Origin of the sequence: Dyella japonica A8 (assembly GCF_000725385.1) — a bacterium.
GTDB lineage: Bacteria > Pseudomonadota > Gammaproteobacteria > Xanthomonadales > Rhodanobacteraceae > Dyella > Dyella japonica_C.
In genome coordinates this window covers 2,825,408-2,851,908 of record NZ_CP008884.1, presented here as the reverse complement: position 1 = coordinate 2,851,908, position 26,501 = coordinate 2,825,408, and the positions used below count along the sequence as shown (strand labels likewise).

Genomic DNA, 26,501 nt, shown 5'->3' with positions numbered 1-26,501 from the left:
GGGTTCACGCCTCGGGGCGCATGTACGGGAACAGCAGCACGTCGCGGATCGAGACCGAGCCGGTCAGCAGCATCACCAATCGATCGATGCCGATACCCAGGCCGCCGGTCGGCGGCAGACCCACCTCCAGCGCGCGGATGTAGTCCGCGTCGAAGTGCATGGCTTCGTCGTCGCCGGAAGCCTTGGCTTCCACCTGCGCCTGGAAGCGCGCCGCCTGGTCTTCCGGATCATTCAACTCGGAGAAGCCGTTGGCCAGCTCCTTGCCGTTGACGAACAGCTCGAAGCGATCGGTGATGCCAGGATCGGTGTCGCTCTCACGAGCCAGCGGGGAAACTTCCACCGGATGCTGGATGATGAAGGTCGGCTGGATCAGGGTGTGCTCCACCGTCTTCTCGAAGATCTCCAGCAGCAGGCGGCCCCAGCCGAACTCGTTCTTCACCTGGCACCCCAGGCGCTTGGCATGCGCGGCCATGGCGTCACGGTCGCGCAGTTCCCCGCGCTTGATTTCCGGGTTCAGCTCGAGCACGGCGTCTTCCATGCTCCAGCGACGGAACGCGGGACCGACGTCGATCTCGTTGCCTTCCCACACCAGTGTGGTGGTGCCGATGACGTGCCTGGCCGCCTCGCGGATCACTTCTTCCGTCAGGTCCATGATCTCGGTGTACGTGGCGTAGGCCTGGTACAGCTCGAGCATGGTGAATTCGGGGTTGTGGCGCGTGGACACACCCTCGTTGCGGAAGTTGCGGTTGATCTCGTACACGCGGTCGAAACCGCCGACCACCAGGCGCTTCAGGTACAACTCCGGCGCCACGCGCAGGAACAGATTCATATCCAGCGCGTTGTGATGCGTGACGAACGGACGCGCCGTGGCGCCGCCCGGGATCACGTGCATCATCGGCGTTTCCACTTCCATGAAGCGGCGCGGCTCGGCTTCGAGCCACTGGCGGATGAAGCCGATGATCTTGGAGCGCTGCGCGAACGTGCGGCGCGCCTCTTCGGTGACGATCAGGTCGACGTAGCGCTGGCGATAGCGCTGCTCCACATCGGCCATGCCGTGGTGCTTGTCCGGCAGCGGGCGCAGGCTCTTGGTCAGCAGGCGCAGCGTTTCCACCTTCACCGACAGCTCGCCGGTGCGGGTGCGCATCAGGGTGCCTTCGGCGCCGACGATGTCGCCCATGTCCCAGCCCTTGAACGCCTTGTAGGTGTCCTCGCCCACCGTGCCCTGGTGGATGAACAGCTGGATGCGGCCGTTGAAGTCCTGCATCTGCACGAAGGCGACCTTGCCCTGGTCACGCTTGAGAATGACGCGACCAGCCACTTTCACCTTGCGGTTCAGGGCTTCGATGGCCTCGGCGGTCCACTTTTCCACATCGGCGAACTCGGCCTGCAGGTCGCCGGCAAACGCATCCATCTTGAAGTCGTTCGGAAACGCCACGCCCTGTCCGCGCAACGCCTTGAGTTTCTCGCGGCGCTCGGCGATCAGCTTGTTCTCGTCGATGGGCTGGATATCGGTCGGTTCAGTCATGAGGTTTCCGTAGCTGCTGGCGCCCGCGCTGCTCGGCGGACGCATCTCTAATGTGTCTTGCGATCATCGGATGGGCGCGGCCGTGCTTTCCCGCCGCGCCGACCGTCAATCGTCCTTGCCGACCGCGTGCTTCACCGCGTGCTTGGTGGCGTTCCAGCCATCGCGGGCACCGTGGCCGATCTTCAGGCCGACGTCCTTCGCGCCGTGGCCGATCTCCACGCCGGCATCCCGTGCACCATGCCCCACCTCCACGCCGGCATCCCGCGCGCCGTGGCCGACCTTGACGGCCGTGTCCCGGGTTGCATGGCCGACGTCCCGTCCGGCGTCACCGACCGCATGGCCCGCCGCCTTGGCATCCTGCTTGATGCCCTGGCTGGCGGAACCATCGTCCTGTGCGCTGGCCACACCCTGGATGGCCACCAGGGCGACACAGGCCACCAGAATCCGGAAAGTTTTCCTGCGGTTCATGCGGGTGTTACCTCCGTCGTAGGCTGGTCCATGGCTGGCGATCAGGCATCCACGCGCTTGGCGCCGGCATCCAGGCCCGACTTGAGGCTGGCTTCGACAAACTCGTCGAGGTCGCCGTCGAGCACCTTCTGCGTATCCGAACGCTCGATGCCGGTGCGCAGGTCCTTGATGCGGCTCTGATCCAGCACGTAGTTGCGGATCTGGCTACCCCAGCCGATGTCGGACTTGGAGGCTTCCAGCGCATCCTTCTCGGCATTGCGCTTCTGGATCTCCAGCTCGTACAGCTTGGCGGCCAGCATCTTCATCGCGCGATCGCGGTTGGCGTGCTGGCTGCGCTCGGTCTGGCAGGCCACCACCACGCCACTGGGAACGTGCGTGATACGCACGGCCGACTCGGTCTTGTTCACGTGCTGGCCACCGGCGCCGGACGAGCGGTACACGTCGGTCTTGAGGTCGGCCGGGTTGATGTCGATGTCGATGTCGTCATCCACTTCCGGCGACACGAACACCGAGGTGAAGCTGGTGTGGCGGCGGTTGTCCGAGTCGAACGGGCTCTTGCGCACCAGGCGGTGCACGCCGATCTCGGTCTTCAGCCAGCCATAGGCGTAATCGCCTTCCACGCGGAAGGTGGCGGACTTGATGCCAGCCACTTCGCCGCCGGAGACTTCCAGCAGCTCGGTCTTCCAGCCGCGCGACTCAGCCCAGCGCAGGTACATGCGCAGCAGGATTTCAGCCCAGTCCTGCGCCTCGGTACCGCCGGCACCGGCCTGGATGTCCACGAAGGCGTTGTTGGCGTCCATCTTGCCGGAGAACATGCGCTGGAATTCCAGCTTGCCCACCTTGGCCTCGAGGCCGGACAGATCGGTCACCACCGACTGGATGGTGTCCTCGTCGCCATCGGCGGCGGCCATCTCCAGCAGTTCGCCGGCATCGGCAAGGCCGCCAGTCAGCGAGTCGATGCCGCTGACGATGGTGTCCAGGCGGGCGCGTTCGCGGCCCAGTTCCTGCGCGCGCGGCGGATCGTCCCACACGGTGGGACTTTCCAGTTCGCGGCTTACTTCTTCGAGACGCTCACGCTTGGTGGCGTAGTCAAAGATACCCCCTAAGCGACTCGACGCGGCCCTTGAGGTCCGCGATCTGCGCAAGGATCGGATTGGTTTCGATCATGGATGGGAAATCATGGGAAAACGGCCCACCATGGTAGCAGAGCGGGCTAGAAGCGGGGCAGCGCGGCGCCGGCTTCCTGCGTTCTCTCCCCTCTGGGCCAGCCGAAGGTAGTCCCTGTGGGAGAGAGGGCTGGAGTGAGGGGCCAACCTGGCCTCACGAGCCGGCCACCTTCCCTGTCATTCCGGCGCAGGCCGGAATGACAGGGCAGGAAAGGTTACCCCTCGCCTCGGGCCTCTCTCCCACGGGAACTGCCTTCGGGTCGCCCGGCGGGGAGAGGAAGCTGAAAGCTCAAGCCAGCGCCTGCTGATGCACCCCCTTCACCGCCCGGCCCGACGGATCCGCTGCCGCCGCAAACGCCGGGTCCCACGCCAGCGCGGCCGGCGACGAGCAGGCAATGGACTTGCCGCCCGGCACCGTCTCCGCACATGCCTGCCCCGGATAGAAGCGCTCGAAGATGCGCCGGTACAAATACGCCTCCTTGGTGGCTGGCGGGTTGTGCGGAAAGCGTGTGGCAGCTGCGGCGAACTCGCGATCGCTCACGGCCTGCTCGGCATGCGCCTTGAGGCCATCGATCCACCCATAGCCGACGCCATCGCTGAACTGCTCTTTTTGCCGCCACAGGATCTCGTCCGGCAGCGCGCCCTGGAACGCTTCGCGCAGCACGGCCTTTTCGATGCGTCCCTGCCCGGCCATCTTGTGTCGCGCGTCCATGCCCATGGCGACATCCAGGAACGCCAGGTCGAGAAACGGCACGCGCGCCTCCACGCCCCAGGCCATCATCGACTTGTTCGCACGCAGGCAGTCGTAGCTGTGCAGGGCGTCGAGCTTGCGCACGGTTTCCTCATGGAAGGCTTCCGGCGACGGCGCCTTATGGAAATAAAGGTAGCCGCCGAAGATCTCGTCCGACCCCTCGCCCGACAGCACCATCTTCACGCCCATCGCCTTGATGCGTCGGGCGAGCAGATACATCGGGGTGGAGGCACGGATGGTCGTCACATCATAGGTCTCGATGTGGCGTATCACCTCGGGCAGCGCATCCAGTCCTTCCCAGAAGGTATAGACGAAGCCGTGGTGCACGGTGCCCAACGCATCCGCGGCCACTTGCGCCGCGGCAAGATCCGGCGAGCCTTCCAGGCCGATCGCAAAGGAATGCAGGCGCGGCCACCAGGCTTCCGCGCGGTCGTCGTCTTCCACGCGATGACGGGCGAAACGCGCGGCACAGGCCGCCACCAGCGAGGAGTCCAGCCCACCGGACAGCAGCACGCCATAAGGCACGTCGGTCATCAGCTGGCGATGCACGGCCTGCTCGAAGGCCTCGCGCAGGTCCGCAGGCGCCACCTCGCGCCCCTGTGTCCGGGCGTAGTCGCGCCAGGGCTTGTGGTAGTAGCGACGCAGCTCACCGTCGGCGCTGTCATAGACATGCCCTGGCGGGAACGGCGCGACGTCGTTGCACAGCCCCACCAGCGACTTCATTTCCGAGGCCACACACAAACGCCCTTCGCCATCGTGCCCCCAATAAAGCGGGCAAACGCCGATGGGATCGCGCGCAATGACGTAACGCGACTCGGCACTGTCCCATAGTGCGAACGCGAAGATGCCGTTGAGCTTCGACACCCAATCGGCCGGCGCGCCGGCTTCGCGATACAGCGCGTTGATCACCTCGCAATCGGAACCCGTGGTGAAGTCATAGCCGCTGGCCGCGCGCAGCTCGCGATGGTTGTAGATCTCGCCGTTCACCGCCAGCGCCAGTACGTCATCGCGCGAACGCAGCGGCTGCGCGCCACTGGCCGGGTCGACGATGGCCAGGCGCTCGTGCACAAGAATCACGCCCGCGTCGACAAAGACGCCGCTCCAGTCCGGGCCGCGATGGCGTTGCCGCTGGGACAGCTCCAGCGCCTGCTGGCGCAACGTCGCCAGATCATCGCCGGGTTGCAGATCGAACATGCCGAAGATCGAACACATGTGTGGATTCCCTGGTTGCTTTTCAGACGTCGGAAAAACAAAAAGGCCCGCTGGGAGCGGGCCTTTTTGCGTGTGTATGTGTGTTGCTGCTGCTTACACGCCGGCCCACCCGTTCATGCGGGTATTGTTATTGGCGTTATTGTTGTTCAGCGCGCGCAGGCACACGGCCGCCGACGCGGATGCGGCGGTCATGGCGAAGAGCGTGGCGTGGATGCTGGACATGTCGCCGACTTCAACACATGTTGCGCCGCCACACAAGTACGGTGAAAAGTTTCATTTGTTCCCATCGTCCTCGGCGGGACGCGGCTCACCAATCCATGCCATCGCCTCGTCGAACTGGGCGTTGTGGAACAGCTTGAACTCCGCCGGCACCGCAAACCCCATGGCGGCGGCCGTCACGCGCAGCCACTGCACGTCGGTCACCAGCGCCACGCGGTCCCACCCGCTGAAGTGGCGAAAACCCAGTTGCGCGTCTTCCCACATGGCGCCCGCGTCGAAGCCGGTGAAATCGGGGCCAATCTGGTACAGCAGGCGCAGCTTGCGGTTCACCGCAAAGGCCGCCTCGATGTCCGGCACCAACACGCCGGAATAATCACTTGCGGTCACCTGCCCGCTGGCGCGAAACCCCAGCGCTCCCGCCGGCAATCCAGGAATCTGCTCGATCATGGTCAACGTCCCGGTAGCTTTGGACGTCTGTATCGCAGAAGACGCGTTACGGACGCGTCACGGCTGCACCCGCGGCGCGATCAGCGTGGGGATCGCGTGTGCGCATCCAGCCAGTATCCCAGCGGCACCTGCCATATGTTGTACTTGCCGTTGTCCCAGCCTGCGCGCACGGTGCCGGGCGCGATCTCTTCCAGGCGATCGCTGGCGAAGAACAAGGTCTGGTGATCGGGGCTCAGGCGCGCTTCCGCGTCGGAGCCTGCGCTGTTCACGCCGTTGCCCAGGTGAATGGGCGTGCCCCATTCACCGTGGTCGCGAAACACGATGAAAAGGTCGATCTGCCGTGCCGGCGAACGGCTGGAGCCGAACACCACGAACGATTCGTCGGGTGCCACTGCCGGATCGACATCGGTCACGTGCCCATCACTGAAAGGCAGGGCTTGTGGTGTGTCGTAACCGTTGCGATGCCAGGCCGCACGGAACAACTGGAAGTGCTTCGGATCAGGGCCCGGATGCATGAAATACAGGGTGCCATCGGATGCCACGGCGGGCGCGAAGGTCGAATCGCTGCGGTTGACGTTGTCCGGCAGGCGCGCGGGACGACTCCACTTGCCGTTCTCCCACGTCACCTTCCAGAGGTTGCCGCCGTGCCCGGGAAAACTGCGCCCCATGAAGAACCCGTCCAGCGGCTTGCCCGCCGGCGTCTTCGGCCGGTTGGATATGAAGACAAGGAAACGACCGTCCGGCGACATGGCCGGCTCCATGTCGCTCCACTGTCCCGAGAACTCGGCAACCGTCGGCGTGGACCAGTGCCCGTTGTCGAGATGGCTGACCAGGATGCTGGAGTTCGTGCCATCGCTGCGCGTGAAATAGACGGTGCAACCGTCCGGGGTAAAAGCGGGTGCGCTGTCGTGCAGCGGACCGGAAATCACGCCCGGCGCGAAAACGGTGGGCGCGACATCCTGTGCGGCGACATCGGCACACAGCAGGGCGAGTACGGCAGCGAACACGAAACGCGACATCCGGACACCTCGCGAAGGGATGGCGGATGCTATCGCCCCCGCGCACGCACGCAAAGTGCGCTTAGTCCTGCTCGGCCACCTTGCGACTGACGCGGCGCTTGCGCGGCGGCGCCGACTCCGCCGCGGCGATCAGCCCCTGCAGGTAGACAATGCCCTCTTCCTCCGGGAAAAAGGCCACTACGTCGGCCACGCTCAGCTTGTAACGCTCGCGCAACGCCAGGAACTCGCGCCGGGCACGCTCCTTCGGTACTTCTTTCGATTCCGTTCGACGCTTTTCCTGATCCTTGTCGAGTGCGGCCAGCTCTTCCTGGAACTGCCGATAGGCGTCTTTGTTGATGGCCATCGCAAGCGGCGCCGTGGCGCGGAGGGGCACTCATTCTTGCACGCTTCGCCCGTGCGCGATAAAGAGCCAGGGCCTGCAGCGCATGGCCACGCCATCCCGGCCCTGCCATCGCGCCGTCATCATGGCGTCAAAAACCCCTATTTCCCGGCAATTTCATAAGAATTGCGTTCGCCAAAACATGCTGTTGCTTTAACCGGCGACCAACGATCGGCTCGCTAGGCTGACCTTCCCACGCGACAACCGACAGGAGTGCATATGGATCCCACGACCCTTGATGCGCCGATTGCCAGCGCGGAACACCCCCAGGTCCGGCGTGTATCGCAGGAACCCACCGAGGGTTATGTTCTGGATCCCTGGTCCGGCCTCTACAAGGAAACGGACGCGACTTATCACCGTCGCCTCCAGGCATTGCCCGGGCTCAGCGCCTGATGCAGAAAACCCCGCCAAACGCGGGGTTTTCTCTCTCTCAGCCGGGGAGTTCGACGTACTGCGGAAGGTCGTCCGTGATATCAAACCACGGCGCCTTCGAACCCACGAAAATATGTTTCTGCGGGCGAATGGCCGGCGTATCCACCAGCGTTCCCATGGTTACGTGGACGAACGCACCATCGCGCACCACCGAATAGAGCAGCGACCCGCAACGGCCGCAATGCGCGTCATGCCCGTTCGCTTCGCCGACGACCAGCAAATACCCGCCGCCCTGCGTCACACGCAATTTCTCCCGCTCGATGCCCGCGAAGGGCTTGAAGGCCGAGCCGGTTGTCCGCCGGCATTGTGAGCAGTGGCAATTGGCCGCGTAAAGAAACGCGTCCTCCACCTGATACCTCACCTCGCCGCAATAGCACCGCCCCGTCAGCGTCTTGAAGACATGCTGGGTCGTCACGACACGCTCTCACCGTCACCGTTGACCGGGCCATCTTAGCGGCATCGCATCGCCGTCATCGCGGCGATGCGATGCGCCTTGTCACTTCAGAAATGCACCACGGACCGGATTGACTTGCCTTCATGCATCAGGTCGAACGCCTCGTTGATGCCGGTCAGCGGCATCGTGTGCGTCACGAAAGGCTCCAGTTTGATGTTGCCAGCCATGGCATCTTCCACCATGCCCGGCAACTGCGAGCGCCCCTTCACGCCGCCGAACGCGGTGCCCATCCACTTGCGCCCGGTCACCAGTTGGAACGGACGGGTGGAGATTTCCTGCCCCGCGCCGGCCACACCGATAATCACCGACTGGCCCCAGCCACGGTGCGCGCATTCCAGCGCCGCGCGCATCACGTTGACGTTGCCAATGCACTCAAAGCTGTGGTCAACGCCCCAGCCGGTCATCTCCACGATCACCTGCTGGATCGGCTTGTCGAAGTCCTTGGGGTTGACGCAATCGGTCGCGCCAAAGCTGCGTGCCAGCTCGAACTTGCCCGGGTTGGTGTCGATGGCGATGATGCGACCGGCCTTCGCCAGCTTCGCTCCCTGGATCACGGCAAGACCAATGCCGCCAAGGCCGAACACCGCCACCGTATCGCCTTCCTGCACCTTGGCGGTGTTCTTCACCGCGCCCAGGCCCGTGGTGACGCCGCAGCCCAGCAGGCAGACGTGCTCCGGGTTGGCATCCGGGTGGATCTTCGCCAGCGACACCTCCGCTACCACGGTGTATTCGCTGAAGGTGGAGCAACCCATGTAGTGATAGATCGGCTGGCCGTTGTAGCTGAAACGAGTGGTGCCATCCGGCATCAGCCCCTTGCCCTGCGTCGCGCGCACGGACACGCAAAGATTGGTCTTGCCGCTCTTGCAGAACAGGCATTCGCCGCACTCGGCGGTGTACAGCGGAATCACGTGGTCGCCCGGCTTCACGCTGGTCACGCCCTCACCCACTTCCACCACAATGCCCGCGCCTTCGTGGCCAAGCACCGCCGGGAACACACCTTCCGGATCATCGCCGGACAGCGTGAACGCATCGGTATGGCACACGCCGGTGTGCGTGATCTTCACCAGCACCTCGCCCTTGCGCGGCGGCGCGACATCGATCTCGACGATTTCCAGGGGCTTGCCCGGCCCGAAGGCAACAGCGGCGCGTGATTTCATGACGGTTCTTTCCTGAGGCAACAAAGAAGGATCGGCCGCCGGCACGGCAGCCGGCGAACGTGGTTAACGAAGATAGGAGCGCACCAGGGACACCACCTCGTCGATGGACTTGTCCGGCGTGCCGTTAGCTTGCGCCAGGTGCGAGAACTCCTCGCGCAGGTGGCTCTCCAGCACGCCGGCCATCAGCCCGTTGATGGCCCCTCGCACGGCGGCAATCTGCTGGAGGATGGGCCCGCATTCCGCCCCCTTCTCCAGCGCCAGCTCCAGCGCATCAAGTTGGCCCCGCACCCGGCGGACACGGGCAAGGACGCGTTTCTTCTCTTCGGCGGTGTGCGGCATGGCGGGCCTCGCCAGGTACTGGGTAGGAATATATCTTGCATACTCCCCAGGAGTATTTCAACACGACGCGCAGCGGGGCCTGCGCCCGGCAACATCCATTCCCGCCCTGACGCCGCAAGCGACCGGCCACCGGGCACGAAACGGCATGCCATCACAGGGCATCACGGGGAATGAGCGTTGCGGATGTCCGGTGTTGCGGGGGTGAACAATGGCGTGCTCCCACGGCCATGACGGCGGGAACAGTCCTCACCTGCGCAGGCCGGGCCTTGCCCGGAGTCACGAACCGACTCGTGCCTTGCATGCCCGCATGCGTGACCAGCGACAGCAACCGCTGGTCACGGTGCGTAGTGTCAGTTATTGCCCTTCCGGGTCAGCATGCGCGCGAATGCCGCGCACCATGATCTCCGCCTGGATCTGCCCCGGAATGATCGATTCGTGCGCGGCACGACCTTCCAGCGTTTCCAGCAGCGTGGCAAACCCATACAGCCACGCGCGCCAGTACACCGCCTCGCCGCGCTCGAACACCTCGCAGAACACCTCGACAGGTTCGCCAAGCTCGTCGACAAGGGTGAAATTCATTTCCATTGCAGCAGCCGCTGAGTAACGCATAGCCCCTCCCATCGCCGCCCTGGATGGCGACGCCGATCAGGCGTGGAACTTGATGCGGGGATGACGTGGTGGTTCTCTGGGCAAAGGAGATTCAAGGAACGTGCCAGCGGCAGCGAAACCTTCACCACATCCGGAATGTCAGCCCTGGGGCACGGGAACACGCAGGCCGGCCACCAGACCGTGGCTGGTGGAGGCCAGCGTCAACTCCCCTCGCATGCTGCGCGCCGCGTTCTGGACAATGGCCAAGCCGAGGCCGCTGCCGGTTTCACCGGAGCCCTGCCCGCGAAAGAACGGCTCACACACCCGCGCCAGGTCTTCCGGCGGAATGCCTGGTCCGTTGTCTTCGACCTCGATGCGCAGCCACGCATCCGAGCGCTGGACGCGTATATCCACCCGGCCGCCAGGTGGCGTATAGCGGATGGCGTTGTCGACCAGGTTGCGCAAGGCGGCATGCAGCGCCTGCCGGTCGATGACGAGTTCCACGGCATCGAGCCTTTCCACGCCCAGGTCGATGTGCTTGCTCACGGCATAGGCATCCGCCTCGTTCACCACCTGCCCCACCACCTCCCGCAGGGAGGTTAGTTCAGGCGTGGGCTGCGCATCGTGCTGGAGGCGTGCCAGCGACAACAGCTGACCGATCAGGTGTGTGCTGCGGGAAAGGCCTGCCCTCACGGACTCCAGCCGCGCCTGCGTATCGGGGGGAAGGTCCGCCCTGCCAAGGTTTTGCATCTGCAGATTGAGCGCAGCGAGCGGTGAACGCAGTTCATGGGCCGCATCGGCCACGAAACGGCGCTGCTGTGCCATGGAATCCCGCAATCTGGCAAGCAGGCGGTTGATCGAGCGGACGAAGGGCGCGACTTCGGAAGGAATATCGTTCTCTGGCAGCGCGTCGATGACATGGTCGCCGGTGTTGTCGAGTCGCTCGGCCAGCCGTGCCACCGGCGACAACATGCGGCGAACGATCAACGCCATCAGCGGAACAAGAGCGGCCAGCAGGCAAAACATCAGCATCACGATGCGCAGCGAGCCGTCCCGGGCAATCTCGTCGCGCAGGGATGTCGGCTGGGCAATGGCAAGACGCCGCCCTGTTGTATTGGAGGCCACGAGCACACGCCAACGGGCGCCGCCCAGGGGCAGCGTGTGAAAGCCATCGTGCAGGTCACAAGGCAGCGCGATACCTTGCGGTGCTCCGCAGGCGCCGTGTGTATTGCTATTACCAAGGCGGACGACGACCACGGATTCGGGCGAGGCGGCGTCCTCCCCCAACACACCCCATGGATCGACCAGCTCTGGCGGCATGCGGGTGATGATGCGGCTGACCTGCCGCAGGGTTTCGTCCTGCAGGCTGTGGGCCTCGTCAAACGCGAAGTAGAACGACGCGATACCCGCGACGCTGCCCACCACCAGGATAGCCGCCGCCATCCACAGCGAAAGCTGGATCCTCAGGGATCGCGTGTTGGCGGGTTGCCCAGTGTCCATCCGACGCCTCGCACGTTGCGAATCACCGATACGCCCAGTTTTCTGCGCGCACGGTGGATGAGAAATTCCACGGCATTGCTCTCCACTTCCTCGTTCCAGCCGTAGATCGCCGTTTCCAGATTCTCGCGCGAGACGATGGCGCCACGACGCAGCACCAGCGCCTGCAGCAACGCGAATTCGCGCGCCGACAACTCGCATTCGGTCTCGCCGAAGCGCGCGCGATGCGTGCCCGGATTGAGCGAGAGCGCGCCATGCACCAACTCACTGGTGGCCTGCCCCGCGAGGCGGCGCCCCACGGCACGCAGGCGAGCGAGCAGCTCGTTCACGTCGAACGGCTTGACGAGGTAGTCGTCAGCGCCCAGGTCCAGCGTGGCGATGCGTTCGGCGACGGCATCACGCGCCGTCATCACCAGCACGGGAACTGCGTCTCCGGCCTCGCGGATATGACGCAGCACGTCCATGCCGTCCTTGCGAGGGAGGCCAAGGTCCAGCAGCACCGCGTCGTAGTTGTGCCCGGATAACGCGGCCATCGCCGACTGACCATCCCCGACGCGGTCGGCCGCGTACGCGGCATCGCGCAGTGCCTGCAGCACCGCGTCGGCGATCATCGCGTCGTCTTCAACCACCAGTATGCGCATGACCCATTGTAGGGGGCGCGATGCGGTTGTGGACAAGTCGCACACGCACGGCGAGAGTTCTAATGCTCAGCTAAGTCTCCGCGTTCAAGCTTGGGGTTGCTTTCGGACACCCCTCGACACGCATGACCTGGCCGTCTCATCTCGCTGTTCGCTGCAGGAACGTCCACAAATCCTATGGAACGGGCGATGCCAGCGTGCCGGCGCTGCGCGGCGTGGATCTTGAGGTACACAAGGGTGAGTTGCTGATGCTGGTCGGGCCCTCGGGATGCGGCAAGACCAGCCTGATCTCGATTCTCGCTGCCCTGCTCGACCCGGACACCGGCGAGTGCCAGATTCTTGGCGAGAACATGCAGCAGATGAAACGGCAGGACCGCGCCGTTTTCCGCGGTCGTCATATCGGTTTCGTGTTCCAGGCGTTCAACCTGCTGCCGGCGCTATCGGCGCTGGACAACGTGGCGGTTCCCTTGCTCATCCAGGGCACGCCACGCCAGCAAACCGAAGCCAGGGCACGCCAGTTGCTTGAACGCGTCGGCCTGGCCGATCGCGCCCATCTACCGCCACTGAAACTTAGTGGCGGACAGCAGCAGCGCATCGCCATCGCGAGGGCACTCGTGCATGGTCCCGACATCATCCTGTGCGACGAGCCCACCAGCAGCCTTGACCACGCCACGGGACACGCGGTGATCCAGCTGCTGCGTGAACTGGCCAGGGAAGAGGAACGCGCCCTGATCATCGTGACGCACGACACCCGCATTCTTTCGTTCGCCGACCGTATTGCGCACATGGATGACGGTCGCATCGTCGACATGAGCAAGGCTTCACCCGAGGGTTTTCATGAAAGCTAGTTACCTCATCCCCGCACTGGCCGTGCTGGGCGTCGGCATAACGGTGGCGTTGATCGTCTTCGACGACCAGGGCCACGCCCCCGCCGTGACCGCACCCGCGAACTTCCCCGCCATTCCGTATGCCGCGTATGTCGCCGGCCCGGGCGTGGTGGAGTCGCAGGCGGAGAACATCGCCATCGGTTCCCCGGTCAGCGGCATCGTCACGGCCATCGCGGTGACCTGGGGCCAGCGCGTGGACGCGGGTGCGCCCCTGTTCCAGTTGGACAAGCGCGACCTCGAGGCGCAGCTCATGCCGGCGGCAGCCAGGATGCAGGAGGCCAGGGCCGCCGCCGAGCAGGCTGCCGGACAACTGAAGGTAGCCGAGCAGGTGCCCGATCCACGGGCTGTCAGTACGGAGGAAATGAAGAATCGCCGCGCCCATGTCGCAATGGCATCCGCCGCCGTCGCGAGCGCGCAGGCCGAGGTCGATCGCCTTCGCAAGGAGTTGGAGTTGCGCACTGTGCGCGCGCCGGTGGCCGGCAAGGTGCTGCAGATCAACATTCACCCCGGCGAGTCCGTGCCGGGTGCCGGAAACACGCCACTGATGTTGCTGGGTGACGATCGCCGTCTGTGGGTGCGCGCGAACATTGACCAGAACGACGCCTGGCGCGTACAGGCCGGCGCCAGGGCGACCGCCTTCTTCCGCGGCAACGCGCGCCTCAGCATTCCACTGCGCTTCGAGCGTATCGAGCCCACCATTATTCCCCGTGCCGTGGTTACCGGCGACAGCACGGAGCGGGTCGACTCACGCGTATTGCAGGTCGTCTACAGCTTTGATCCCGCCAGGATGCCCATCTACGTGGGTCAATGGATGGACGTCTATATCGAGGCGCCTGCCACATCCACGAGCAACAGCGCGGGGGCGGGTCAGTGATCGGTCGGCTGCCCGCCCCGCGTGCGCTGGTTGCGACGGCGATCGCCGTGATGCTGGCCGGTTGCACGGTAGGTCCGGATTACCAGCGACCGTCCGAACCGTTGCCCACGCAATGGAGCGAAGCCGCCCCGCAGGCGGGTTCGCACGCACCCGTCTCTGCAACATGGTGGTCCGCTTTCGGCGACCCCGAGCTGGATGCGCTGATCGAGCGTGCGCTCAGCGCCAATCCCGGCCTGCAGCTCGCTGATTCGCGACTCAGGGAAGCGCGTGCGTTGGCGGCCGCCGATTCTGCGGCGGAGTGGCCCCGTGTGGATGCGCGTGGCTCGGCCCAGCGCGGCAGTCAGAGCAAGCACGCGCCGGGCGTATCACCGTTTGGACAGGGCGGCGACCTGGGCAACGGAGAGGGCCTGGAGAATCTGTTCCAGGCCGGGTTTGACGCCAGTTGGGAGCTGGACCTGTTCGGTGGCACGCGGCGAGGCATCGAGGCGGCCAGGGCAGATGCCGAGGGTGCCGCCTTTGACCGTGAGGCCGTGCAGTTGTCATTGATGGCTGAGGTGGCTCGCAACTACATGGCGCTTCGCGGTGCCCAGGCGCAGCGCGTGCTGGCCCAGCGCGGCAGCGACCTGCAACGCGACGCCCTGTCCCTCGCCCGGGCCCGCTACACCGGTGGCATGGCGACCGACCTGGAAGTGGCGCAGGCCGAAGCGCAACTGCGCGATGCCGACGCGGCCGTTTCGCCGTGGGAAGTGCAGGCCAGGCAGGCCATGCACCGATTGGCCGTGTTGCTTGGCGCATCGCCTGTTGATCTCGCCGGCGAACTGGCCGAGCCGCGCGACGAAGGGCCCATGCCAACCCTGCCCGATGCCGGCCTGCCTTCGGACCTGCTGCGTCGACGACCCGATCTTCAACTTGCCGAGCGACAGGTTGCGGCAGCGAGCGCCCGCATCGGCGAAGCGACCGCCGAACTCTATCCACAGTTCTCGCTGAACGCCTCGCTGGGCCTGGCCAGTTTCACCACCAGTGATTTCTTCAATCGGCAAAGCACGCTCTGGTCCGTCGGCCCCGCTTTCAGCTGGCCGGTATTCCGGCATGGCCAGGTCAAGGCCATGATCCACGTAAGGGACGAGCAGGCCCAGCAGGCGTTGATCGCTTATCGCCAATCCATCCTTACCGCCCTGCAGGAGGTTGAGGATGCACTCGCCGCCAGCCAGGAGGAACAACACAGGCAACAGGCGCTGCTGGCCTCCCACGCGGCCAGCCTGCGTGCACTGGATCATGCGCGCGCGCTCTACAAGGGAGGCATGACGGACTTTCGCGCCGTGCTCGACCAGCAACAGCGGGTGCTGCAGTCGGAGGGTGCCATGGAACAGAGCAGGATGACGCAGCGCACGAATCTCATTGCGCTTTACAAGGCGCTTGGCGGCGGCTGGAACGGGGAGCGCCACTGATGTTCCGCCTTGCCATCCGCATGTTGCTGGGTGATCGCGCCAAATATGCCGGATTAATCTTCGGCATCACCTTCACGTCGTTCCTGGTGACTTTTGCGCTGTGCTATTTCTGCGGCTTCATGACCTGGGGCTTCGCCCTGGTCGCAGAGCATCCCTATGCCGACGTGTGGGTCATGGACCCGGCCGTGGAGTCGGTGGAACAGACCATCAACATGGCAGATTCCGCGCTGTATCGCGTGCGCAGCGTGGAGGGCGTTCGTGCCGCAGTGCCCATGGCGCTCGGCACCACGGACATCCATTTTCCCAATGGAAGCTTCCAGCCGTACCAGGTTATCGGCGTGGATGACGCCACGCTCGCCGGCCTGCCCAACATGGGCAACGGCGCCACCAGCGCCTTGCTGCATACGCCCGATGGCGTGCTCGTCAGCGCGGGCGGCACCGACGACAAGCTCAACACGCCCTTGCGGAAGAAAGACCAATGGCCCTATGGCCGGCCGCACCTCAATGTGCCCATTCGGGAGCTGCGCGGCGGCGACACCCTGCAGATCAATGATCGCCGCGCGCTGGTGGTGGACAACGTGCAGGCGCTTCCACGCTACCCTGCCCGGCCATTGCTCTATACCACGGTAGCGAATGCCAGCCGCTTCCTCCCCTCCGAACGCCACCACCTGACCTTCGTGCTGGCGAGCGCGGCGCCTGGGACTGACCCAGGCCTGCTGGCCAGGCGCATCGAGGCACGCACGGGCCTGCGGGCCCGCACGGCCTCGGATTTCAAGACCGACACGGTCTACTGGTTTCTGTTCAACTCCGAGGATGTCGGTGATGTCGCCACCATGTTGATCCTGGCGATGATCGTCGGCTTCGGCGTCACCGGCGTGATGCTCTACATCTTCACCAGCGAGAATCTCAAGCAGTACGCCGTGCTCGGCGCCATGGGCGCCACGTCAAGGCAACTGGTGCACATGCTGTTCGCCCAGGCGGGCGTGTGCGCCCTGCTGGGTACCGGGCTCGGCCTCGGTTTATGCAGCATCGCCGGCAAGGCACTCAACGGGCTCGACTACCCCTTCCGCATGATGTGGTTCACGCCCCTTTTCGGCATCATCATGGTGTCGCTGGTGAGCCTGGCCGCGGCGTTGCTTAGCGTGCGCCCCGTGTTGAAGCTCTCGCCCGCGGTCGTTTTCGCCGGGCGCTGACGCGTACATCATAAGCGGCGAGTAAAAACGCGCGGCTTGTTGCCGCGCGCTTTCACGACATGCCGAATGGAGGGAACGCAGGTTATGGCTTGACGAACTTCAGCGTCATCCGGTCGGACTCGCCGATGGCCTTCATCCTGGCGTGCTCCTCTTCCGGGCCCGAGAGATCCGGCGGCAGGCGATGCACGTTGATGTCTTCCGGGTCATTCGGGTTGGCATTGATTTCCGAGACGTCGGCAAGCCTGAAACCCGCCTTGATCGCCTGCGCGATCATGTAGTCCTCGGAAATACGATGCAGCGCGCCGGCCGTGGCCTGGCCTTCCGCGAACGGTTTGGCGCGGTGTTCCTCGATGCCGAGGACGCCGCCGGGCTTGAGCACGTCATAAGCGGACTTGAATACGGCGGCGAGCGTGTCCGGGCTGTTGATCAGCCAGTCGTGCGTATTGCGGAAGGTCAGCACCATGTCTGCCGACTGGGCGGGGCCGAGATTCACCTGCTCGGGCGGCGCAAACGGAATGACCTTGGCGACATGGCCGAAGACAGCCGGGTTGCTCTTGAGCTTGTTGTTGAACTTCTCGGCCTTTGGCGGCGCCGCCTCGATGAGCTGGCCGTGCGCGGCGAGATAAGGCGCCAGTATCTCGGTATACCAACCACCTCCCGGCGACAGCTCGATCACCGTCATGCCAGGCTGGATGCCGAAGAACTGCAGGGTTTCCACGGGGTGCCGGTAGACATCGCGCGCCTTGTTGGCGTCGGAACGCCAACTGCCGCTGGCGGCCTGTTGCAGCGACATCTCCGGTGCCGCCGTCTTCGTGTCGGCGGCGCAAGCGGCAGCGGCAAACAGGAACAGGGCGGGAAGCAGGACCAGCGACTTGCAGGTACGGCGGAACATGGCTCGACCCTCCTGGCGGTGAGGCCCCTAAGCGTACGCCCAAAAGCTGGACCGCATGAGACATCGGGCCCGTGGGTGACCCTGTCCAGGCCATCCCACAATGCCGGGCCTGCCGTTGATACCGCACTCGCCTTGCGTGAACGTGGCGTCTGCTTGCTGAAAAGAAATAGTTTCGGTGTGAACAGGCAGGCCTCGCCTGTCCGATGCAGTAGGTACGTTCAGAGGGTCGAACGAGGCCCGAAAACCCGCTGATGACGCTTGGCATCTCAGCAGGGACAGCCTGACCGGACGTCACACCTGGCTGCCGTAGTTAAGAGCAGCGTCAGCCTTGCCAAGGTAACAAGGTGCATCATTGCCCCGGTTTGAACCGGCATCCGCCCTGATAGTCGCCAGCCATGCGCGGTACACAACAGCTTGCGCATCAGTGCATGACGACAGGCCGATGGCCTGCGGGATGTATCCATGACCCTGCCTCGATGGACGTCATCGTCCAGCCACCTGAATCCTTTGCTTGCGCTCCTGCTGTTCTTCGTCGCCTCCGCGGGCTTGGGCAACCCCGCTTCTGCGCAGGCCGCCCCGGCGACCACGCCCATCCGGCACGTGTTCATCATCGTGCTCGAAAACGAAGCCTATGAATTCACCTTCGGGCCAAAGACACTCGCGCCCTATCTTGCGCACGACCTGGTGCAGCGCGGCGCCCTGCTGACCCATTACTACGGCATAGGCCATAACAGCCTGGGCAATTACGTGGCACTGATCAGCGGCCAGGCACCCAACGCCGCGACACAGGAAGACTGTCCCGACTTTGTGGACTTCGCTGCAACCGACGGCAAACCCGATGGCAATGGCCAACTTGCTGGCCAGGGATGCATCTACCCGGCATCAGTGAAGACAGTCGCCGACCAGCTGCATGACGCAGGCTTTGCCTGGAAGGGATACATGGAGGGCATGGGAAGCACGCCCTCGCGCGAACCGACGCGCTGTGGGCACGTCGCCCCCGGTACGCGCGACAGCACCAATCAGGAAACCATCGGTGACCGCTATGCGGACAAGCACAACCCGTTCATCTACTTCCACTCGATCATCGACGACCGTGCCTATTGCGATCAGCACGTCGTACCGCTCAAGGATCTCGCCGTTGATCTGAAGCAAGTGCACACCACGCCCAACCTCTCCTTCATCACACCCGATCTCTGCCATGACGGCCACGATGCCCCATGCCTGAACGGAGAGAAAGGCGGCCTGATCTCGGCGGATGCGTTTCTCAAGGCATGGGTTCCACGCATCATGACATCGCCCGCCTTCAGGCAAGACGGAATGATCATCGTGACGTTCGACGAGGGCACCGATGCGAACGCGTGCTGCGGCGAGCTTGCGCTGCCTGGCGGGCCCGCGCCGGGCAAATATGGTCCCGGCGGCGGCCGCATCGGCGCCGTGTTGATCTCGCCGTCCATCAAGCCCGGAACCGTATCGAGCACGCCGTACAACCACTACTCGACGCTGCGCAGCCTCGAGCAGTGGTTTGGCCTCGGTTTTCTCGGCTATGCCGCTCACCCGGGCCTGCGCACCTTTGGCCATGACGTCTTCAATCTCCCCGACAGGCTCGACTCCGGGACGGCCAACGCGTCGACGCCTGCCCCGTCCAGGTGACGTCTGGCGCTTCCGCCGCGGTGATCGCTGATAGCGCAATGCGTCGCGTCTGTTGCCCTCGGCAGCGCTACCGGTAGCCGTATGGATGCGCCGATTGCCAGCGCCATGCGTCTTCGCACATGCGCGGCAATCCAAACCTGGCGCGCCAGCCAAGCGTTCGTTCCGCCAGCGACGGGTCTGCCCACGCTTCCGCGACATCACCTGCGCGGCGTTCCACGAACTGATAGGGCACCGGGCGACCCGACGCATGCTCGAATGCCTCCACCACATCGAGCACGCTGTAGCCACGTCCTGTCCCGAGGTTCATGGCCATGCAGCCGCCGTGATCCATGATGCCAAGTGCCTTTACATGCGCATCCGCCAGATCCATCACATGGATGTAGTCGCGCACGCCGGTGCCATCGTGGGTCGGGTAGTCGTGCCCGAATATGCTCAGGTGATCATGCAGCCCTGCGGCCACCTGCGCCACGTACGGCACGAGATTACTGGGCGTGCCGCCCGGGTCTTCGCCAAGGTGGCCGCTGGGATGCGCGCCGGCGGGGTTGAAATAGCGCAGCAGGATGGCACTGAACGCCGGGTCCGCATCACACAGCTCCCCGATCAGCTGCTCCATGACCAGCTTGGTGCGGCCGTAGGGATTCTTTACCCGCAGCGCAGCGTCCTCGGCAATCGGCATCCGTTCGGGATCGCCGTAGACCGTCGCCGATGAACTGAACACCAGCTTCTTCACGCCGGCGGCCTGCATCGCCTGCAGCAAGGTGATCGTACCGGCGATGTTGTTTTCAAAGTAAGTCAGCGGATTCTCGTAGCTCTCGCCCACCGTTTTCAGACCGGCGAAATGAAACACTGCATCGATACCGACCGACATCACCGCATCCAACGCGTCACGATCACGAATATCGCCACGCACGAAACGTGCCTTCGCCCCGCCCAGTGTACTGATGCGCTCCACGGTCAATTCGGAGCTGTTGACGAGGCTGTCGAAGATAAGCACGTCGTAGCCGCGCTCAAGCAGCGTCACGCAGGTGTGACTTCCGATATAACCCGCACCGCCGCAGACAAGTACCTTCATGCCTTCTCCTCGCCCCATCAAGCAGACCACCGACACGGACCACTGCCCTGTCCTGGACAACCCGCTGGGCGCCGGCCGGTGTATCGCATGGGCGGCTACCTAGTCTTCCTGTGAGCGACATCCACGCTTGAACAGCCATCTGGCGCTTCAAACGATCGCCCGGCACGCGGCCACCGCGGTTGCCGACAAGCTGCAAGTCATCCGTGACCGCGTCGCGATGTGCAACAACGCTGCCACCATGCATTCGCCATGCCCGCGCCATGTCGCAATGACAGTCTGTCGACAGCAAACACAGCGGCGTGCCTGTGATGGAGCCAACACAGCAAGCAACGTACACACCGGAGTCTAGGAAATTGCAGCGCTGGTCCAATACATCATGACGAGCAACGTTTCACTCAGATTCATTGAATGCACACGTCATCCACATCGAATGAACAGCAGCTATCCGCTCGCCCCCATCATGATGGATATTCATCGACATCACTCCGCGGTTGAGCCGCTGTTCACGAGAAGTGTGTCATTTCTCCACAACCACTTTTCGTGCTGCTAACGCGTCGACGCTCCGAAATGCAACACATGGAAAGCTCGTTCACGAAGGTGATGATCACGTTTTGCGGCGACGCCGGCATCGGGCTTTAGGCAAGACTCAAAACACAACGGACTTGTGGTCCGGCGACCTCTTCATCCGCTCTGGCGATGAGGGGGCCTCCCCCGGTTTTCCTTTTCAAAGAGGAGTTCACAGACCGTGAAAACAAAATTCGCCTTGCTTATCCTTGGCAATGCATTGCTGATACATGGATGCGTCTGGGCACCTGGGCAACGCATGTCCAGTGATGGAGTCGTTCGCGGCACTCCCAAGGACAGCAGCGAGATCGAGTTGGTGGACATCACCCCGCAGCTGCTCTCGGCCAGCCAGCCGGCAAAGCTGAACGCGGCGGTGCCGCAGGAACTTCTCTCGTACAAACCGGAGCCTTATCGCATCGGCCCCGGTGATCAGCTCTACATCACCGTCTGGGATCATCCCGAACTGACATCGCCCGCTGGCGTGCAACAACAAACAGCGGCCAACGGACGACTGGTCCGCTCCGACGGCACGCTCTACTACCCCTACCTGGGCTCCACCAAGGTCGAGGGGATGACCATCGAAGAACTGCGCCAGGCCCTTACGTCCAAGCTCGCGAAGTACATCGAGAAGCCACAGGTCGACGTCAATGTCGTCGGCTTCAACAGCCAGCATGTGCTGTTCCAGGGGGCCTTCATGAAGACCGACCCCCAGACGATCACCGCTGTTCCGCTCACGCTTGGCCAGGCCATCGGCTTCGCAACCATCAATGCCGACCAGGCCAACCTGTCCGACCTGATACTCAGCCGCGATGGACACGACTATCACATCGACCTGTCGAGCTTCGGCGACCTGCCGAACATCCCCAACGACATCTATCTGAAACCGGGAGACCGCCTGTTCCTTCCCTATAACGACACCAAGGAAGTGTACGTGGTGGGCGAAGTGGTTCGCCCCGCGCCTGTCGGCTTCCGCACCGTCGCCAGTCTTTCACTGACTCAGGCGCTTGGCCGCGCGGGTGGCCTCAATCCCGCCACGTCCGATGGCAAGGAGGTCTACGTGATTCGCGGTGCGAAGAACCTCGAGAACACACCGCCCAAGGTGTTCCAGCTTGATGCGCGTTCGCCAACTGCGTTTGCGCTGGGCGACCAGTTCATGGTCCGACCGGGCGACGTGGTGTTCGTGGGCGCCGCAGGCATCACCCGCTGGAACCGCGTCATCAGCCAGATTCTCCCCTCTGCGAGCCTGGTGACCAGCGCAGCCGCCGCCAACTACAGCGCGACGCACTGATGTAGTTCACACATGTTGACGGTTTCGCAGCGACCAGCAAGACGCTCACTTTCGCCTGAGATGGTCGGCGTCAAGCATCGAAGACGATGCACGGCAGAAGCCGCGTTTGACAGATCAACCACCTGAACAACGGAGCGCTGAATGAATCGCCGGTTACGCAACAAAGACTTCATCAAATGATGCTAGGTTCCAGGTGAGCGCGACGAGCACGCGCTCCATCACCACTGGCCAGATGAGCAACATCATCCGCTTCATGCTGGCCACGCAGCGTAAGGAAGCAAAGAGCGACCTCATACACCGCCCGAGATGACGTGGGCGAGGCCGTGCGAATCAGGGGGCTCATGCAACACCTGCGGGAGGGACATGCCGTGCAGGAGCCTCGCATCCTTGTTGATTGCCTGCTTGCAACGTGTACTTCGACGATCGCCATCGTGGTGTTACGGCGCTATGCCATCTTGTTCGGCCTGGTGGACCACCCTAGCAAGCGCAAGCAACATGTCGGGCATGTGCCGCTGGTAGGCGGGCTCGCCATCTTCATGGGCGTCACGGTGGGCGCCGCCTGTTACGGGCAATTCCACTGGTTCGAGAAATCCATCATCAGCACGGCATTCCTGCTCACGCTGATCGGCGCGCTGGATGATCGCTTCGACCTGAGCGTCCGCGGCCGACTGTTCGTGCAGGCCATCGCCGTCATCGCGGTCATCGCGGTATCAGGCGTTTACATACATACGCTGGGCAACCTGTTCGGCCACGAGATCAACCTCGAATGGCTGGGTCCACCCCTGACCATTCTCGCCATCATCGGCCTGGTCAATGCCTTCAACATGATGGATGGCATCGATGGCCTGGCCGGCAGCCTGGAACTGGTTTCCATCGCGGCCATCGCGCTGTACTCGGGGGCGGACAACCTGCGGGGGTCGCTCATCCTGCTGATCCTGCTCGGCACGGCCTCGGTGCCCTATCTGATGGCCAACCTCGGCATGCTTGGAAACAAGATATTCCTCGGCGACGCCGGAAGCATGCTCATCGGCTATCTGCTTGCGTGGACGCTGATCCATATGAGTCAGGCGCCGCAAGCGCATCTGTCTCCTGTCGACGTCCTGTGGTGCGTCGGCCTGCCGGTATCGGACACGCTCGCGGTAATGTGCCGCCGCATGAGCCAGGGAAAATCGCCCTTCAAGCCCGACCGCGGCCACGTTCACCATATCCTGCTACGAGCGGGCCTGAGTCATCGCGCCACGCTGCTCTCGCTTATCGCCATCGCGGCTTCGTTCGCCTGTGTCGGCGCTGCCCTGCGGCACCTTACCGCCTCGTCCGGCCTTCACCTCGCCGCCTTCATCGTCATCATGTTCGCCTACGGCCTGACGGCCACCATTGCCTGGTTCCGTCAGGAGGCGGCCCAGAAGAAGCAGGCCGACGTCATCCCGCTCAAGAGCATTCCCCGGCCCCTGCCATCCACCGCAAGCGGTTCGCTCAACAGCGCCCGCTCGCCCATGGTGGCCGGTCGGCAGTAGTTCATCCGCGCGCAACGGCCCTCATCGGCCCAATCCAACGGGGCGGCATGCCGCCCCGTTGGATCACGTCGGTGCGCCGGGTCCGAGAAACTTGATCACCGCCGCATCGGCAACCTTCCTCACCCCGCCGCGGACATCATTGCTGTATTCGTAGGAGCGATCGAGCGACAGGTCGCCCCGCGTGATTCGCATCTGCACGCTGGTGCTGAGGAACGACATCGGCACGGCCTTCGCCATGGCCACCGTGCTCAGTCGGGCGATGTTGCCCGATATGACGACCTGCTCGATCTTTCGCCCGTCATCGGGGGATTCGTCCTGCGAGAAGTTGATGCAGGAGCCATAGATGTCGACGAAGACATTGCCCGCACACACCAGCCCCGTCGTGCCGAGCACGCCAATGGCGCCCATCTGCGGACGGATACCGGTGAACTGGTTGCCCGTGATGACCGGCTTGATCGCATTGCGGCTGGTCTTGGATGCAATGGCGCCCAGGCGGATGGCATCACCGCCTGGCCCGGAGCCCGGATCCCGCTCGAAGACGCAGCCGCTCACCTGCGCCTGGCTCAGGCCACCCAACGAGATATCCCAGCGCACCGAATTGGTGAAGCGGCAATTCAGTACCGTGAGGTAGTCGGGCGCGCTGTCGATGGTCTTTGGCTTCGCCGAGGTGTCGATACCCCAATAGCAGTTCTCGAACTGGCAATCGGATACGACCCAGTCGTGGATGTTGTCGTTCTTCTGGTGGCCATTGAAGAAGGTGATGCCGGCGGTGTTGGTGCTGCTGATGTCGATGAACTTGCAGCGGGTGATGAGGATATTGCGGTAGACGCTCCAGTCGTGGTCGGGCTCGAAGTCGATGCCGCCGACGGAATGCGACAGCTTGGCATTACCGATGTTCTTGAAGACGCAGCTGTCGACGATCAGGTGGTCGCAGTCGATGATGGAGAGCCCGTTCCGGTTGTCCTTCACCACGCCGTCGAACGTGCAACCGCGGACCAATACGCGCTGGTTGTGGCGCTCGGTCGACTTCAGCGTGCCAGAGCCGACGTACATGCCGTCACCACGAAACCCACGGAACACCATCCGCTCGACCGTCAGGTCCGACGTCGCGTTGACGGCGAGGAGGTAGTAATACTGGGCGTAGCCGAACTCATCGACGCGTCCATTGAGCATCAGGTCATGCAGAAGGATGTTCCGCATGTTGTCGGCCGGGTTGCTTGTTCCGCCGTCCCGCACGTAGGTAACGAGCATGAACTCGCAGGGCAGCGAATCATCCAGCGCCTTTAGCTCGCTGGTTTCGCCGTCGCCGTACATTTCGAAATTCGACTTCAGGTTCAACTGCGTGACCGGGTAGATCCCGGAAGGAATGTAGACGCGCGAACTGGCATCGATCGCCGACTGGATATTCCGGGTGCAGTCGTACGTGCTCCTGCCTTTCTGAATGGCGTCGTGCTCGGGCTTCGGAATGAAGTCCAGCACGTTCACTACCCTGGTTAAAGACGACATGACAACGCTCCGTTGGTGTTCAAGTCAGGCATCCGGTGCTGGGTGGACATCCCTGGAAGCGGCCTGGCAGGCCAGGTGCGAGCGCTTGGCGTGGGATACGAGCATCCATCCACTGCGACGCCATCAGGCATAACGCCTTATCTTTTCCGCCTCGCCCGGACCGCACAGCTCGGCATAGACGCCCAGCGTGCGCGCAATGACGATGCGCTCGTCGAAGTAGGTTCGTGCTTTGTTGCGCGCCGCTTCGCCCAGACGGCGCGCGAGGACGGGATCATCCAGAAGCCGGCGGATGGCCCGCGCAATCGCCTTGCCGTCCTGCACCGGCACGAGCAGGCCATCGATGCCATCGGACACCACCTCGCGGCAGCCGGGTACATCCGTGGTGACCAGCGGCAAGCCACACGCGGCTGCCTCCACCAGGCTCCTGGGCAAACCCTCCCTGTAGCTTGGCAACACCACGATATCCACGGCCCCGAACAGGGTGACCATGTCGTCGACATGACCCAGCCACGTGACCAGCCCTTCATCCACCCAACCTTGTATGGTTTCCTCGGGAATCGCGGCGGGATTGCCGGCGTCCGGGGTGCCCGCGAGCATCGCGTGCACCGAGTACCCCTGGGCACGCAACTGCCGCAACGCCAGGACGTATTCGCCCACGCCCTTGTCCCACAACAGGCGGCTCGCCAGTAGAACGCGCGTTCGGCCATCGCCGGCCTTGCGCGCGGTGGCGCCGGCGTACTTCGCGCAGTCCACGCCGGAACCCCTGATCAGGCGAATATGCGCTGGATCGACCAGTGCTGCCCGCCGGAACAGTTTGACGTCGTCGGAGTTCTGCAGGATGAGGCGCGCCCTCTCGCCACCCAGCGCCAACCGCAGCAGTCCGCGGACAACCGGCCGCAGCAAACGGGCCTTCAGCTGGCTGCTGGTGAACACGTACCCCATGCCGGCCACGGCGTTGACCCGAGCGGGAATGCCCGCCATTTTCGCGGCCAGCGATCCATACACGGCGCACTTGATGGTGAACCCGTGCACCACATCCGGCTGTTCGCGCCGCAGCAGGCGAAACAGATGCATGAGCAACGCAAACTCGCGCAGCAGGTTGAGGCTGCGTCGCTGCATGGGCAGCGGCTCCCAGCGCAGGCCAAGGGCACGCAGCTTTTCGCCATACGGTCCGTCCGGGGAGATCAGGAGGACGTCATAGCCAACCCTGCGCAAGGACAACGCCAACGCGCGGCGAAAGTTGTAGAGATACCAGTCGGTGTTGGCGAAGAGTACGGCTTTCATGGATGCACCTCATGCGCGCCCTGCGGCACGGCCTTGAA

26 protein-coding genes are annotated in these 26,501 nt (G+C 63.8%); 8 read left to right on the top strand and 18 right to left on the bottom strand.

The annotated features are described in order from the left end of the window. Positions 1 to 4: 4 nt before the first annotated feature. The 8 genes from lysS to HY57_RS11895 form a co-directional block, all read right to left on the bottom strand. Entirely contained in the window at positions 5 to 1,525 is a 1,521-nt protein-coding gene (lysS, locus tag HY57_RS11925) for a lysine--tRNA ligase (protein ID WP_019466767.1), read from the bottom strand. A gap of 105 nt (positions 1,526 to 1,630) precedes the next feature. Beyond that, positions 1,631 to 1,993, bottom strand: a complete 363-nt coding sequence (locus tag HY57_RS11920; protein WP_026034182.1) for a hypothetical protein — start codon at positions 1,991 to 1,993, stop codon at positions 1,631 to 1,633. Between the two features lie 41 nt (positions 1,994 to 2,034). Continuing rightward, positions 2,035 to 3,160, bottom strand: a protein-coding gene (prfB, locus tag HY57_RS11915; protein WP_100218269.1) for a peptide chain release factor 2 whose coding sequence is annotated in 2 segments (ribosomal slippage) — positions 2,035 to 3,084 and positions 3,086 to 3,160 — 1,125 coding nt in all. Because the reading frame shifts where the segments join, the coding sequence is not laid out codon by codon here. Positions 3,161 to 3,448: 288 nt separating this feature from the next. Then, complete coding sequence (gene asnB / locus HY57_RS11910) at positions 3,449 to 5,122, bottom strand: asparagine synthase B (protein WP_019466770.1); 1,674 nt, start codon at positions 5,120 to 5,122, stop codon at positions 3,449 to 3,451. Positions 5,123 to 5,215: 93 nt separating this feature from the next. Then, positions 5,216 to 5,344, bottom strand: coding sequence for a hypothetical protein (locus HY57_RS22220; RefSeq protein ID WP_019466771.1), 129 nt, complete (start codon positions 5,342 to 5,344; stop codon positions 5,216 to 5,218). A 51-nt stretch (positions 5,345 to 5,395) separates the two neighbouring features. Beyond that, a complete protein-coding gene (locus HY57_RS11905; RefSeq protein ID WP_019466772.1) occupies positions 5,396 to 5,788 on the bottom strand; it encodes an STAS/SEC14 domain-containing protein in 393 nt (130 codons plus the stop codon). An 80-nt stretch (positions 5,789 to 5,868) separates the two neighbouring features. Then, positions 5,869 to 6,807, bottom strand: coding sequence for a PD40 domain-containing protein (locus HY57_RS11900; RefSeq protein ID WP_019466773.1), 939 nt, complete (start codon positions 6,805 to 6,807; stop codon positions 5,869 to 5,871). Positions 6,808 to 6,868: 61 nt separating this feature from the next. Next, entirely contained in the window at positions 6,869 to 7,150 is a 282-nt protein-coding gene (locus HY57_RS11895) for a hypothetical protein (protein ID WP_019466774.1), read from the bottom strand. 255 nt (positions 7,151 to 7,405) lie between these two features. Here HY57_RS11895 and HY57_RS21850 point away from each other — a divergent pair, with 255 nt between their 5' ends. Further along, positions 7,406 to 7,579, top strand: coding sequence for a hypothetical protein (locus tag HY57_RS21850; RefSeq protein ID WP_019466775.1), 174 nt, complete (start codon positions 7,406 to 7,408; stop codon positions 7,577 to 7,579). Between the two features lie 37 nt (positions 7,580 to 7,616). On the opposite strand, the gene HY57_RS11890 is transcribed toward HY57_RS21850, so the two are convergent. The 6 genes from HY57_RS11890 to HY57_RS11865 form a co-directional block, all read right to left on the bottom strand. Next, complete coding sequence (locus HY57_RS11890) at positions 7,617 to 8,033, bottom strand: GFA family protein (protein WP_026034184.1); 417 nt, start codon at positions 8,031 to 8,033, stop codon at positions 7,617 to 7,619. Between the two features lie 86 nt (positions 8,034 to 8,119). Beyond that, positions 8,120 to 9,229: an S-(hydroxymethyl)glutathione dehydrogenase/class III alcohol dehydrogenase gene (locus HY57_RS11885; protein WP_019466777.1), complete on the bottom strand. Its 1,110-nt coding sequence runs from the start codon at positions 9,227 to 9,229 to the stop codon at positions 8,120 to 8,122. Positions 9,230 to 9,292: 63 nt separating this feature from the next. Next, entirely contained in the window at positions 9,293 to 9,568 is a 276-nt protein-coding gene (frmR, locus tag HY57_RS11880) for a formaldehyde-responsive transcriptional repressor FrmR (protein ID WP_020415530.1), read from the bottom strand. A gap of 354 nt (positions 9,569 to 9,922) precedes the next feature. Continuing rightward, the gene (locus HY57_RS11875) at positions 9,923 to 10,147 is read right to left on the bottom strand and encodes a hypothetical protein (protein ID WP_019466779.1); all 225 of its coding nucleotides are present in this window, start codon (positions 10,145 to 10,147) and stop codon (positions 9,923 to 9,925) included. 168 nt (positions 10,148 to 10,315) lie between these two features. Next, positions 10,316 to 11,599: a sensor histidine kinase gene (locus HY57_RS11870; protein WP_019466780.1), complete on the bottom strand. Its 1,284-nt coding sequence runs from the start codon at positions 11,597 to 11,599 to the stop codon at positions 10,316 to 10,318. A gap of 20 nt (positions 11,600 to 11,619) precedes the next feature. After that, positions 11,620 to 12,294 (bottom strand): response regulator, encoded by a 675-nt coding sequence (locus HY57_RS11865; protein ID WP_019466781.1) that lies wholly within the window; start codon positions 12,292 to 12,294, stop codon positions 11,620 to 11,622. Positions 12,295 to 12,416: 122 nt separating this feature from the next. Here HY57_RS11865 and HY57_RS11860 point away from each other — a divergent pair, with 122 nt between their 5' ends. The 4 genes from HY57_RS11860 to HY57_RS11845 are packed head-to-tail and all read left to right on the top strand — an operon-like array spanning position 12,417 to position 16,693. Next, positions 12,417 to 13,139, top strand: a complete 723-nt coding sequence (locus tag HY57_RS11860) for an ABC transporter ATP-binding protein (RefSeq protein WP_026034187.1) — start codon at positions 12,417 to 12,419, stop codon at positions 13,137 to 13,139. Beyond that, positions 13,129 to 14,052 carry an efflux RND transporter periplasmic adaptor subunit gene (locus tag HY57_RS11855; RefSeq protein ID WP_038579740.1) on the top strand — a complete coding sequence of 308 codons (924 nt, stop codon included), beginning with the start codon at positions 13,129 to 13,131 and terminating at the stop codon, positions 14,050 to 14,052. The genes HY57_RS11860 and HY57_RS11855 overlap by 11 nt, the downstream gene beginning before the upstream one ends. Next, positions 14,049 to 15,500 (top strand): efflux transporter outer membrane subunit, encoded by a 1,452-nt coding sequence (locus HY57_RS11850; protein ID WP_019466784.1) that lies wholly within the window; start codon positions 14,049 to 14,051, stop codon positions 15,498 to 15,500. The genes HY57_RS11855 and HY57_RS11850 overlap by 4 nt, the downstream gene beginning before the upstream one ends. Then, positions 15,500 to 16,693, top strand: coding sequence for an ABC transporter permease (locus HY57_RS11845; RefSeq protein WP_019466785.1), 1,194 nt, complete (start codon positions 15,500 to 15,502; stop codon positions 16,691 to 16,693). The genes HY57_RS11850 and HY57_RS11845 overlap by 1 nt, the downstream gene beginning before the upstream one ends. Positions 16,694 to 16,775: 82 nt before the next feature. On the opposite strand, the gene HY57_RS11840 is transcribed toward HY57_RS11845, so the two are convergent. Next, positions 16,776 to 17,585: a class I SAM-dependent methyltransferase gene (locus HY57_RS11840; protein WP_019466786.1), complete on the bottom strand. Its 810-nt coding sequence runs from the start codon at positions 17,583 to 17,585 to the stop codon at positions 16,776 to 16,778. Between the two features lie 462 nt (positions 17,586 to 18,047). On the opposite strand from HY57_RS11840, the gene HY57_RS11835 reads away from it, so the two are divergent. After that, on the top strand, positions 18,048 to 19,235 hold the full coding sequence (locus tag HY57_RS11835) for an alkaline phosphatase family protein (RefSeq protein ID WP_100218270.1): 1,188 nt from the start codon (positions 18,048 to 18,050) through the stop codon (positions 19,233 to 19,235). A gap of 67 nt (positions 19,236 to 19,302) precedes the next feature. Here the strand turns inward: HY57_RS11835 and galE are convergent, their stop codons facing one another. Beyond that, positions 19,303 to 20,343: a UDP-glucose 4-epimerase GalE gene (gene galE / locus HY57_RS11830; protein ID WP_200873877.1), complete on the bottom strand. Its 1,041-nt coding sequence runs from the start codon at positions 20,341 to 20,343 to the stop codon at positions 19,303 to 19,305. 787 nt (positions 20,344 to 21,130) lie between these two features. Between galE and HY57_RS11825 the strand changes: the two genes are divergently transcribed. Further along, a complete protein-coding gene (locus HY57_RS11825; protein ID WP_019466789.1) occupies positions 21,131 to 22,159 on the top strand; it encodes a polysaccharide biosynthesis/export family protein in 1,029 nt (342 codons plus the stop codon). A 341-nt stretch (positions 22,160 to 22,500) separates the two neighbouring features. Next, positions 22,501 to 23,673 carry an undecaprenyl-phosphate alpha-N-acetylglucosaminyl 1-phosphate transferase gene (locus HY57_RS11820; RefSeq protein ID WP_019466791.1) on the top strand — a complete coding sequence of 391 codons (1,173 nt, stop codon included), beginning with the start codon at positions 22,501 to 22,503 and terminating at the stop codon, positions 23,671 to 23,673. Positions 23,674 to 23,736: 63 nt separating this feature from the next. Here HY57_RS11820 and HY57_RS11815 read toward each other — a convergent pair whose 3' ends face one another. Continuing rightward, on the bottom strand, positions 23,737 to 25,179 hold the full coding sequence (locus tag HY57_RS11815; protein WP_026034189.1) for a glycosyl hydrolase family 28-related protein: 1,443 nt from the start codon (positions 25,177 to 25,179) through the stop codon (positions 23,737 to 23,739). Between the two features lie 123 nt (positions 25,180 to 25,302). Then, on the bottom strand, positions 25,303 to 26,463 hold the full coding sequence (locus tag HY57_RS11810; protein WP_019466793.1) for a glycosyltransferase family 4 protein: 1,161 nt from the start codon (positions 26,461 to 26,463) through the stop codon (positions 25,303 to 25,305). Positions 26,464 to 26,501: the final 38 nt, after the last annotated feature.

Coding starts and splice junctions, on each gene's coding strand:
- HY57_RS11845 (WP_019466785.1), top strand. CDS start 15,500: ATGTTCCGCCTTGCCATCCGCATGTTGCTGGGTGATCGCGCCAAATAT.
- HY57_RS11815 (WP_026034189.1), bottom strand. CDS start 25,179: ATGTCGTCTTTAACCAGGGTAGTGAACGTGCTGGACTTCATTCCGAAG.
- HY57_RS11875 (WP_019466779.1), bottom strand. CDS start 10,147: ATGAATTTCACCCTTGTCGACGAGCTTGGCGAACCTGTCGAGGTGTTC.
- HY57_RS11900 (WP_019466773.1), bottom strand. CDS start 6,807: ATGTCGCGTTTCGTGTTCGCTGCCGTACTCGCCCTGCTGTGTGCCGAT.
- lysS (WP_019466767.1), bottom strand. CDS start 1,525: ATGACTGAACCGACCGATATCCAGCCCATCGACGAGAACAAGCTGATC.
- frmR (WP_020415530.1), bottom strand. CDS start 9,568: ATGCCGCACACCGCCGAAGAGAAGAAACGCGTCCTTGCCCGTGTCCGC.
- HY57_RS11810 (WP_019466793.1), bottom strand. CDS start 26,463: ATGAAAGCCGTACTCTTCGCCAACACCGACTGGTATCTCTACAACTTT.
- asnB (WP_019466770.1), bottom strand. CDS start 5,122: ATGTGTTCGATCTTCGGCATGTTCGATCTGCAACCCGGCGATGATCTG.
- HY57_RS11835 (WP_100218270.1), top strand. CDS start 18,048: ATGACCCTGCCTCGATGGACGTCATCGTCCAGCCACCTGAATCCTTTG.
- HY57_RS21850 (WP_019466775.1), top strand. CDS start 7,406: ATGGATCCCACGACCCTTGATGCGCCGATTGCCAGCGCGGAACACCCC.
- HY57_RS11870 (WP_019466780.1), bottom strand. CDS start 11,599: ATGGCGGCGGCTATCCTGGTGGTGGGCAGCGTCGCGGGTATCGCGTCG.
- HY57_RS11920 (WP_026034182.1), bottom strand. CDS start 1,993: ATGAACCGCAGGAAAACTTTCCGGATTCTGGTGGCCTGTGTCGCCCTG.
- HY57_RS11885 (WP_019466777.1), bottom strand. CDS start 9,229: ATGAAATCACGCGCCGCTGTTGCCTTCGGGCCGGGCAAGCCCCTGGAA.
- HY57_RS11860 (WP_026034187.1), top strand. CDS start 12,417: ATGACCTGGCCGTCTCATCTCGCTGTTCGCTGCAGGAACGTCCACAAA.
- HY57_RS11905 (WP_019466772.1), bottom strand. CDS start 5,788: ATGATCGAGCAGATTCCTGGATTGCCGGCGGGAGCGCTGGGGTTTCGC.
- HY57_RS11895 (WP_019466774.1), bottom strand. CDS start 7,150: ATGGCCATCAACAAAGACGCCTATCGGCAGTTCCAGGAAGAGCTGGCC.
- HY57_RS11840 (WP_019466786.1), bottom strand. CDS start 17,585: ATGTTCCGCCGTACCTGCAAGTCGCTGGTCCTGCTTCCCGCCCTGTTC.
- HY57_RS11865 (WP_019466781.1), bottom strand. CDS start 12,294: ATGCGCATACTGGTGGTTGAAGACGACGCGATGATCGCCGACGCGGTG.
- HY57_RS11825 (WP_019466789.1), top strand. CDS start 21,131: ATGTCCAGTGATGGAGTCGTTCGCGGCACTCCCAAGGACAGCAGCGAG.
- HY57_RS11855 (WP_038579740.1), top strand. CDS start 13,129: ATGAAAGCTAGTTACCTCATCCCCGCACTGGCCGTGCTGGGCGTCGGC.
- HY57_RS11820 (WP_019466791.1), top strand. CDS start 22,501: ATGCAACACCTGCGGGAGGGACATGCCGTGCAGGAGCCTCGCATCCTT.
- HY57_RS22220 (WP_019466771.1), bottom strand. CDS start 5,344: ATGTCCAGCATCCACGCCACGCTCTTCGCCATGACCGCCGCATCCGCG.